Source organism: Vulcanisaeta sp. EB80 (assembly GCF_002078205.2).
In genome coordinates, this window is record NZ_LCWN02000077.1 from 1 (window position 1) to 9,412 (window position 9,412).

The following is a 9,412-nucleotide window of genomic DNA, read 5'->3' on the forward strand; positions in this document are numbered from 1 at the left end:
ACTATCGCTGTTGATACGAGGTCAAACCCAGCCATATCCTGAACAACACCAAGTCCAGCATTGCCAAGCGAGTCAAATGGTTTCTGGTTTGTGAGCTCCATGACCATGGAGACGATCTCGTACATGCCCGAGGCACCCCCTGGAAAGCCCATTGATTTAAGTCCGCCGCTAGCATTTACTACAAGTTTGTTACCCGCGTCTAGGGCACCTGTGGATAGTAGCCTTGGTGTTTCCCCGGGTCTTACGAAGCCCATTGATTCAAGAGCTAGTATACCGAGTATGCTGTATGTGTCGTGAACCTCCACAAGATTTACATCGCCTATTGATGAGTGTGCCATCCTAAGTGCCATGTTTACTGCATCCTTTACGGAAAGTAATTCAGTTAGTGTGTCTCTTTGCCCCATGTAAGTTCCGTACGCACCAATACCTATACCATCAATCCTAACAACCGCATTACTCTTTAATGGCTTATTACACAATACCACAGCTGCTGATCCATCAACCGCTGGCGCTGCATCGTAAAGCCTTAACGGATCCGCGATAACCTCTGATTCGAGGACATCCTTAAGCGTTGCCTGCTTCCTCATGTATGCATATGGGTTCTTACTGCCCCTCTCATGCATCTTTATCGGCCATGAAGCCAGGTCCTCATAGTCATAACCGTACTTAAGCATATACTCCCTCATGGCCATGGCCGCTTGAGCTGCTGGTGTTATTCCGAAGAATCCCTCGTATTCGTAATCCGTTATTGTCGCCAACGCCTTATTCAATTTAATACTGGTCACATCATGCATCTTCTCAACACCAACCACAGCAACGCAGTCGTAAACCCCTGCCTTAACCATGTTGTACGCCTCCAATATCGCAACACCACTAGAGCCATCACCACTCTCAATCCTAATCGCCGGCGTCCTTCTTAAACCAACGTAATCGCTTAGGAATGCCCCAAGGACGCTCTGGTCCTGGAGCACCTCCGAGAATGCATTTGCCACATATACGGCACCCAGGTTGGAGTTGCCTACCTGGTCCAGCACCTTTAGGAAGGCTTCGGCGAACAATTCCTTGAGCCCCTTTTCGTAATGCCTACCGCCCGGCACTAGGGAGTGGGCTACGATGTATACTTCTGTCGTATTGAACACCAGCAGTTGCCATAAATGTGAAGTTTTTAAATATTCCCTGGGTTAGGCATCAGTAATGGTTGAGGAGCTAAGCCTCGAGGATATACTAACCAAGATAGAGAGGGGTGAGTTAAAGCTTCATGAGCTGGATAAAGCACTTAACGACTCCAACAAAGCGACGGAGATCAGGAGGGCATATATTGAGAAGGTCACGGGCGTTAAGCTCGATAATGTTGGCAGGACCGTCATAGACTTCAACGCAGTAGTTGGTAGGAACATAGAAAACACGATAGGTGCTGCACAAGTACCGGTGGGCATTGCTGGGCCTCTTCGAGTAATTGGGGATTACGCAAACGGTACCTACTACATACCGCTGGCGACTACTGAGGGGGCCCTGGTTGCGTCCGTAAATAGGGGCGCCAAGATAATCACTGAGTCAGGCGGTGCGAGGAGTAAGGTCATTAATGATGGTATGACAAGAGCACCTGTAATCACAGTACCCTCCATAGTTGATGCCGTGGAATTGATTAATTGGGTTAATGAACACTTCAACGAAATAAAAGGTGTTGCGGAGTCAAAAAGTAGGCATGCCAGGCTTATCAACATTCAACCATTCATTGTAGGTAATAATGTGTGGCTTAGGTTCAAGTTCACCACGGGTGACGCCATGGGTATGAACATGGTCACAATAGCAACGGATAAGGCTGTCAAGTATATATTGAGTAATTTCCCCAGGGCTAGGCTTGTCGCACTTAGTGGTAATATGTGTGTCGATAAGAAGGCGAATGCGGTCAATTTCCTACTGGGCAGAGGCAAGACTGTAGTTAGTGAGACTGTGATTCCCAAGAGCGTACTTAGTGAGTGGGGTGTTACGGCAGAGGACGTTGCCGAGGTGAATAATAGGAAGAATTTACTGGGTTCAGCCCTAGCCCACTCATACGGCTTCAACGCCCATTTTGCCAACATCATAGCCGCCATATTCATAGCCACAGGGCAGGATGTTGCACAGGTGGTTGAGTCAAGCATGGGGATAACGTGGATGGAGCCCCTGGACAACGGTGATCTATACGTCTCAATTACCCTACCCAGCCTCGAGGTTGGTACTGTCGGCGGAGGCACGGGATTACCAACACAGAGAGAGTTTCTCCAGATGCTTGGGGTCTACGGTTCCGGAAATCCGCCTGGAACGAACGCACTGAAGTTTGCTGAAATCGTGGCAGCAGCTGTGCTGGCTGGTGAGGTTAACCTAGTGCTTGCATTAACGCGTGATGAGTTGGCCAGAGCGCATGAGATGCTTGGTAGGGCTGGTAAGGGAGGAGTTAGTAAAGTGTAGGTTTGTTAATAGAGTTATAGATGCATACGTAACCTCTATAGTACATATATAGTACATAAATTGAAGTGATAAGACTTATAAAGAGTTGCGTTATTATTTTATGGGGATTAGTTTGGTAATTTATGTTTCTCCAGACAAGAAGGTGGTCGAAAAGACCCTTCAAACCGAGCTCAAGCGGATAATGCTTAGCGAGCTTATAGACGGCGAAGTAATTATCGGTGCCGCAATCATCGATTCAAACGGCATCCCACTCATCTATCACATCCCAAACACCCTCACCGTAAAATCCCTCAAAAACCTCCTTTCCCTCATAGAGTTCGTCGATCATACCTCTAAAATAAATGATGACCTCCTCGGTCCATACCAATACCTCATAATTCGCTTCTCGAACTTCAAAATTGCCTTCTTCGAGATGGGTTCTAAGGGTTGGTTGATGGTCTTTGTGAGCCCTGTCTGGCACGTTGAGAATGTAATGTCGAAGATAAAGCAATTCATGATTAAGGTCCAGAGAATGATTTAGGTTTAAGCCTGAGGTTAAAAATTGCCGCCTTAGAAAAATAAGCCCGCCCATTTATTATGGGTTTGATGTCGAAGATAACGGGTAACGTAAAAATACCCGAGATGGAGATTAAGGAGGATGTCATTCTGGTTCCTTCGAAGACTGCCGTTGTTGTAGTAGATATGCAGAATGATTTCGTAAAGCCGAACGGTAAGTTATACGTACCCACAGCCCAGGCCACAGTACCAGCGATAAGGAAGTTACTGGAAAAGGCTAGGGACGCTAACGTACCAATAATATACACACAGGACTGGCATTTCAAGAACGACCCGGAGTTCAGGATTTGGGGTGAGCATTGTGTAATGAATACGTGGGGTGCCGAGATAATAGATGAACTCAAGCCAATGCCCGATGATATACTGATCAGGAAGCGTAGGTACGATGCATTCTTCGGCACAGACCTGGACTACGTGCTCAGGCACGTGGTACATGCGGATACCCTAGTCATAGTTGGTACCGTCGCAAACATATGCGTCTTACACACCGCAGGGTCAGCTGCACTTAATTGGTACAACGTAGTGGTTCCAATAGATGGCATATCCGCACTGGATGAGTTCGATTACTATGCAGCGTTAAGGCAGATTACGTTCCTCTATAAGGGTGTTCTTACCAAAGTAGATAGTATAAGGTTTAGATAGCATTTCTCTGATTATATGGTCCGGGTTAGTTTAACGATACGTGATATTAAAATATATTTTGAGGTATTCACTTTGATTTAAAAGTTAGCTTTCTCAGATTATACTTTGGGAAAAATTTAAAAACCAGCTAGATATTGAAATCATAATGAGTAGAGACCGTGTAATTAATGCTGAGGATGTAATTAAAGCTCTCATTAATAATGATTCGCATTGGACCGATTTTTTTGAGGAAAATCGACTTCAATGAGAGACTGAAAATAGTTCAGGATGCCGTCAATATGGTTCTTCCCGACTTCGTTGATTGCATTAATAAGTCATTGGATAGTGACATACCTCGAGTGATGTATATTGGCTGCTTTGACATGGTATGGCAAAGCATCGAAGAAATAGCTAGGAAAATCACTATGGATTGATATATCACGCGAGTTGCTTTAAAAGCCTGTGATTCTTAGTGCTAGTGGGTGGGTAGGCGGAATAGTGTTAGTGGTGAGGATTGGAGGCGTGATGTGTTGTTCATAGCTATTTCTATAATTACCATTGTGATTACAATTATTGTTTTAATAAAGTCGGGTCTTGCTAAGGCTAGGTATGAGGTTCCTAAATACCCGTTCTATCTGTTATTATCAGAGTTGGTTTACATAACCCAATTGGTGCTTGTTGGTGTTAGGCTCAGTATAATCTTTAATAGAGGCATTGGCTATAGGATAGGTGTCCTTGAGTTGATTAAGATAGCCGCAGCGCAAACGTTTGCTTCACTGCTGGTGCCTGGTTTTTATGTTGGTGGTGAGGCTGTATCTATAGCATACTTGACAAATAGGGGTTTGCCAACTACGAGGGCTACTGAGGGTATTGTCCTTAGATACACCGTGGATACAATAACACTCACGTTAATTGTCCTATTGCTCTACCTATTGGGTATTGTCGTTGTTCCATACATAGCCCTGATAATGGCGGGCGCATTTCTTGTGGTGTATGCCGTCCTATTCATATCAATAGTTAGCGCTAGGCTTGGTAGGTACATTGAGGGTTTCCTTAGGTTTATTGGTTCACGAATAAGTTTCGTTAATAACTTAATAATTATCAATGAGGGTGAGGTATATGGTGTTAATCTAACCCTGTTAGACTATGTGCTTCTTTTCGCATTATCAGTGGTTCAGTGGGTGTTATCTGGACTTAACGTTGAATTGATTTTCTACGCCCTTGGAGTTCGCATAAGCCTCATTATGGGCGTCTTGATAACATCATCCTACGTTGTCTTAACCTACATATCAATACTACCAGGCTCTGCCGGTATTGGCGAACTCGCTAACTTATATATACTGGATATTCTGGGGCTTGGTGATTATTACCTGGCTTATGATATTTGGTTTAGGGTAATAACGTACATGGTGCCCTTGATAATATTCATGCCAGCATTCCTAGGTGTGACAAGGACCCTAACCATTAATCGTAGGACTCCCCAGTGATTGATGGTATCTCCGTTATCTTTGACGGCATGCCCTTTAGTATTGCATCAATAACCCTTATGGCGTTCCTCCTAGATAGGTAGTGATTATCGTTACCACAATAAGGCGAGTAAACACACTTCGGGCAACCATCAACGCATGTACAGTGCGTTAATACATCCAACGATATCCTAAGTACATCATCAATCCTACTAAGGAGCATCTTAGTAGCTCCTGAGCCGCCTGGGTATGAGTCGTAGATTATTATGTGCCCTGTGGGATAGGATATGCCGCCCATGTCCGTTGGTCCTGCTCCAATCACGTTCTCGCCAACCATTATCATTATGTGTTCAGCTGCGTGGTAGGCCTTACCTCTCTCAACGATATCTATATTCTCGAATGGACTGAAGGTTATGAATGGCGCGTAGATCACAATGCCCTTGGTCCTAAACTCGTAACTCAGGGGTTGTCTGAACTCCCTCCTCTCAACAACCTCATTACTACTGAACCTCTTTACTAAGTACCCATACACAACCTCCCTAATAGTTAACTTGGCGTATTGGTACGGGATTGCGTGTATACTGCCCTCCTCAAGAACCTCATTAATACTGGGCTCCGAGTAGTATAGTGCTGTTGTGTATAGGTCGTAATCGTCAGGAAGCCTCTTAACAAATGCCCTCCTACCATCAATATCGAACTTATAAACCTCATAAACCTTACCGCCGTGCAGGTAAACCGCACCCTCATGCAACTCCCTCAAAGCCATAGGAAGCTCCCTAAACCCAATAACCCTCTTACCATCACTGAGTATCTTGACCACGTCACCAATACCCCTGATTCCACGTGTAGCTCTGGCAATTTCACGACCTTTCTCAGTAACGACATAATAATTACCCCTAACTTCTACCAAGCCATCATTAACCAGCGATTTTAGGATCTCCTCACAATAAATATCCACTGAACCACTCCTCACGGGCTTCTCGTAAGTCATCAACAGACAATGCCTCCTGGCGATCTCATCATTCCTCTCCTCAACATAAAGATCTTCAGGTTTCCTGGCATAGAATTCCCTCGGGCTTGAGCTATAGTACGTGCTCATTGGATCATCACCCAATACCTGAATAACATACGACAGTTGACCCCTCCTACCAACCCTACCACTCCTCTGAAGATATTTTGAGTAACTCGGCGGTATCGTAGCCATGACGGCAACATCCACATCCCCAATGTCGATGCCCATCTCAAGAGTTGGCGTGGCCAACAGGACAAGGTACCTACCCTGCTTAAACCCATCCTCAACCTCATGCCTCTCCTCAATCGTTAAACCAGCCCTATGAACCCTAACCCTATCACCAACACCCCTCTTATCGACCAACCTCTTTATTAACTCCACAAACCTATGACTATCGGCAAAAACAAGGCACTTCATACCCCTCCTAACACAGGTAACGGCAAGCTCGGCAGCCTCGGCAACCCTACCCCTACTTATTGGCCTAACTAATAAATGCCTCGTAATACCCCTCCTACCCTCAGGACCTTGTATCAACCTTATATCGTCAATACCCAACAACCTTTTGGCGAATTCCGTAGGATTACCAACAGTGGCTGTCGATACTACATACTGCGGATTTCTCATAAACCTACTCATCCTCTTAAGCACGTAATGAACATGCGCACCAAAGACTCCATTATAAATGTGAAAATCATCAAGGACAATTAGGCCATATTCCCTAAGAATCTCCCTGAATTTACTGACGCGTGTTAACGTCTCACTGATCATGTCTGGGTTTGTAATTAGTATGTTTGGTGGTGACGCGTAAACCTTAGACCTGATATCACTCGATGTATCACCATCATAGGGTAGTACTGACATACCCAGCGGCGTTATGTATTTTTGGATCCTAATCATCTGATCCCTGGCTAGAGCCTTGGTTGGGTACATGATGATAGCCTTGACACCCCTATTGAGCGATAGCGATATTAGCGGCAGTAGGAAGGCCTCAGTCTTACCCACACCAGTACCCGCCATTATCGCTGTATCATAACCATTGATTATTGACTTATACGCCTCCCACTGAAAGTCGTAAAGCCTCTCAATACCTAACTCCCTAAGCCTACTGATCAATTCCTTGGGAATATTGAGGGAATCTATCGTTGGTCCGTACGTTATTTCGGTAGGTTTATCCTCATGAACGTAGAGGACGAGTCTAGCCCTATCACTACCCAACTCGGCGATGAAATCATCCTCAAGCATGTACTTAGCCACCGTTAATCGATCCCCCCTAATCATTACGTAATCAGTCATTAAACACGCTAGAACTAGAGATTAATAGTTTTGGGTGGCTCCAGCCTCATGACCCTAATCTCCTCAAGCCCCTTAAGCCTGAGCACCCCATCTTTTAAGATCGTTGCCTTACCCCACGGCTTTATAATCGGCCTAACCCTACCACCACACCTTGGGCACTTCCTAATCTCATTACTGGTCTCATAATCAACATAGCAGTTAGGGCATCTAAAGACGTTAAGAGCCGGGTTCTCATCAAAGCTTAATGACACGATGATCGGTATTTCCATGATTACGATACCATCCACCATATCGGCAACGCTCTTAATGAAATCAGCCCTAAGCTTATCAGCACCTAATGCTACAAAAACCTCCTTAACACCAGCCCCAGTCCTGAGCATATCCCTAACCCTAACAAGCCAATCAATGTCCGCGGGCGGGTCGAGTATGATCACGCCGTATGACCTAACGTTGCCAATGTTTATGTTTGATGTATTAACCATTACATAACCGACGGGTGAGTCGCTGGCTGATGTGGATATGACGTTTATGGCGTCATTATTTATCTTCACGAAATCTCCAGGTATTACTCCATCAGCACCACCAGCTAGTGAAGCCCTTATGAAATCATCTACTGGATCTGGGATTGCCGCACCGTGTATGAAGACCCGGAGACCCAGTTTCTTAGTCCATGCGATTATTGACGCCAGGGAGATTAGGACCCTAAGCCCATTTAATAACCGCCTAATCGTGTCATCGTCAACACCCTGGAGCTCAACAATGGGTTCTGGAGGCACTATTGGTGTTGCGTCCCTGGCATACTTATTAACGTTGAGCCCCTGGAATAGCCAGGATCCAACGAACATGCACCAGGGCAGGCCACACCACTTAACGAATATTCTCACAATTACGGATGATACGCAGCGCTATATTAACCTTAAAACCAGGTATGTATCGTAACCCCGTGATTGTTGATTTTGTATTATTTAAGGGATTGAATTATCGATACGGCAGCACTTATAATCTCATTTAACCTACCCGCTGAGTGGGCTTCAGCATAAATCCTAACCAGTGGTTCTGTGCCACTACCCCTGATTAGTACCCAGGAACCATCATCAAAGAGAGCCTTAACGCCATCAATCCTCACATCCCCAACCACACTCCCTAGGCCTCTAAGTCTTTCAATTATTAAGTCCTTATTCCTATCCACAACCTCCTTACCATTAACCACAGGTAAATCAACCCTCCTGAAGTAGGACATCCCGTACTCCCTAATGATCTCATCAAACAACCCAGACAAGCTACCGTACTCTGAGGCAGCGGCTATTAATAAGGATGCTGTGTAAATCCCGTCCTTATCGGGGACGTGCCAGGAATACGCCAAACCACTACTCTCCTCACCAGCCACATCAGCCTCCCCACTAACCAGGTATTTAACCGCATGCTTAAAACCAACGGGCACCTCATAAATCCTTAATCCATACTTACTGGCTATTGCATCAACAATGTTCGTTGTAGATGTTGACTTAGTTATCCCACGCTTAATCACACCTCTTCTAGCTAATTCGTTAATTACGATTGTTATTATATTGTTTGGGCTTAGGTAACCATGCCTGGGATCAACAGCCCCAATCCTATCCGCATCACAATCATGCGCGACAGCAGCATCGTACGCACCACTGGTAACCTGCTGTATCGTGTCAGGAATGTTGTCCGGCTCAGGGTTTGGATTTCTACCGCCAAACCTATAATCATAGTAATTGTGGGTCTCCACCACGTCCATACCCAACTCCCTAAGTATTCTACCCGTGTAGCCTATCGATGTACCGAAGAGCGGGTCAACAAGAACCCTCAACTTAGTCCTCGGTTTAAAGAACCTCAACGTATCATTGATTACATGACTTACATAATCACCGCTTGGATCTATTGTTGGCACGTCCTTAATTTCAATCTTGCTCACTGATTTATTGATGTCCTCCGCCTCTTCTTGGTATGTTTTTTCTATTTGGTTTGTGTCTTCTTCCTGGGCTGGTGC

General features: G+C 45.3%; 9 protein-coding genes. 5 read left to right on the top strand and 4 right to left on the bottom strand.

What is annotated here, in order from left to right; all coding sequences use genetic code 11:
* Window positions 1-1,139 (bottom strand): acetyl-CoA acyltransferase (locus B7L70_RS10765; protein ID WP_081228148.1); only part of this gene is annotated, 1,139 nt, incomplete at its 3' end.
* A 55-nt stretch (window positions 1,140-1,194) separates the two neighbouring features.
* Here B7L70_RS10765 and hmgA point away from each other — a divergent pair.
* The 5 genes from hmgA (at window position 1,195) to B7L70_RS10790 (ending at window position 5,114) form a co-directional block, all read left to right on the top strand.
* On the top strand, window positions 1,195-2,451 hold the full coding sequence (hmgA, locus tag B7L70_RS10770; protein ID WP_081228149.1) for a hydroxymethylglutaryl-CoA reductase (NADPH): 1,257 nt from the start codon (window positions 1,195-1,197) through the stop codon (window positions 2,449-2,451).
* A gap of 100 nt (window positions 2,452-2,551) precedes the next feature.
* Window positions 2,552-2,971: a hypothetical protein gene (locus B7L70_RS10775; RefSeq protein WP_081228150.1), complete on the top strand. Its 420-nt coding sequence runs from the start codon at window positions 2,552-2,554 to the stop codon at window positions 2,969-2,971.
* Between the two features lie 65 nt (window positions 2,972-3,036).
* Window positions 3,037-3,648, top strand: coding sequence for a cysteine hydrolase family protein (locus tag B7L70_RS10780; protein WP_202908736.1), 612 nt, complete (start codon window positions 3,037-3,039; stop codon window positions 3,646-3,648).
* Window positions 3,649-3,872: 224 nt separating this feature from the next.
* The gene (locus B7L70_RS10785) at window positions 3,873-4,061 is read left to right on the top strand and encodes a hypothetical protein (RefSeq protein WP_238376216.1); all 189 of its coding nucleotides are present in this window, start codon (window positions 3,873-3,875) and stop codon (window positions 4,059-4,061) included.
* Window positions 4,062-4,109: 48 nt separating this feature from the next.
* Window positions 4,110-5,114, top strand: a complete 1,005-nt coding sequence (locus B7L70_RS10790; protein WP_081228152.1) for a lysylphosphatidylglycerol synthase transmembrane domain-containing protein — start codon at window positions 4,110-4,112, stop codon at window positions 5,112-5,114.
* Here B7L70_RS10790 and B7L70_RS10795 read toward each other — a convergent pair.
* The 3 genes from B7L70_RS10795 to B7L70_RS10805 form a co-directional block, all read right to left on the bottom strand.
* A complete protein-coding gene (locus B7L70_RS10795) occupies window positions 5,092-7,398 on the bottom strand; it encodes a DEAD/DEAH box helicase (protein WP_238376217.1) in 2,307 nt (768 codons plus the stop codon). The genes B7L70_RS10790 and B7L70_RS10795 overlap by 23 nt on opposite strands.
* Before the next feature lie 14 nt (window positions 7,399-7,412).
* Window positions 7,413-8,282 carry a hypothetical protein gene (locus tag B7L70_RS10800; protein WP_238376218.1) on the bottom strand — a complete coding sequence of 290 codons (870 nt, stop codon included), beginning with the start codon at window positions 8,280-8,282 and terminating at the stop codon, window positions 7,413-7,415.
* Window positions 8,283-8,359: 77 nt separating this feature from the next.
* Window positions 8,360-9,412, bottom strand: a 1,053-nt coding sequence (locus B7L70_RS10805) for a phosphoglucomutase (protein ID WP_081228153.1), incomplete at its 5' end; no start/stop codon positions are given.

What these genes read in the sequence shown, in the direction of transcription:
- hmgA (WP_081228149.1), top strand. Translation starts at nt 1,195, where the DNA reads ATGGTTGAGGAGCTAAGCCTCGAGGATATACTAACCAAGATAGAGAGG.
- B7L70_RS10780 (WP_202908736.1), top strand. Translation starts at nt 3,037, where the DNA reads ATGTCGAAGATAACGGGTAACGTAAAAATACCCGAGATGGAGATTAAG.
- B7L70_RS10775 (WP_081228150.1), top strand. Translation starts at nt 2,552, where the DNA reads ATGGGGATTAGTTTGGTAATTTATGTTTCTCCAGACAAGAAGGTGGTC.
- B7L70_RS10795 (WP_238376217.1), bottom strand. Translation starts at nt 7,398, where the DNA reads ATGACTGATTACGTAATGATTAGGGGGGATCGATTAACGGTGGCTAAG.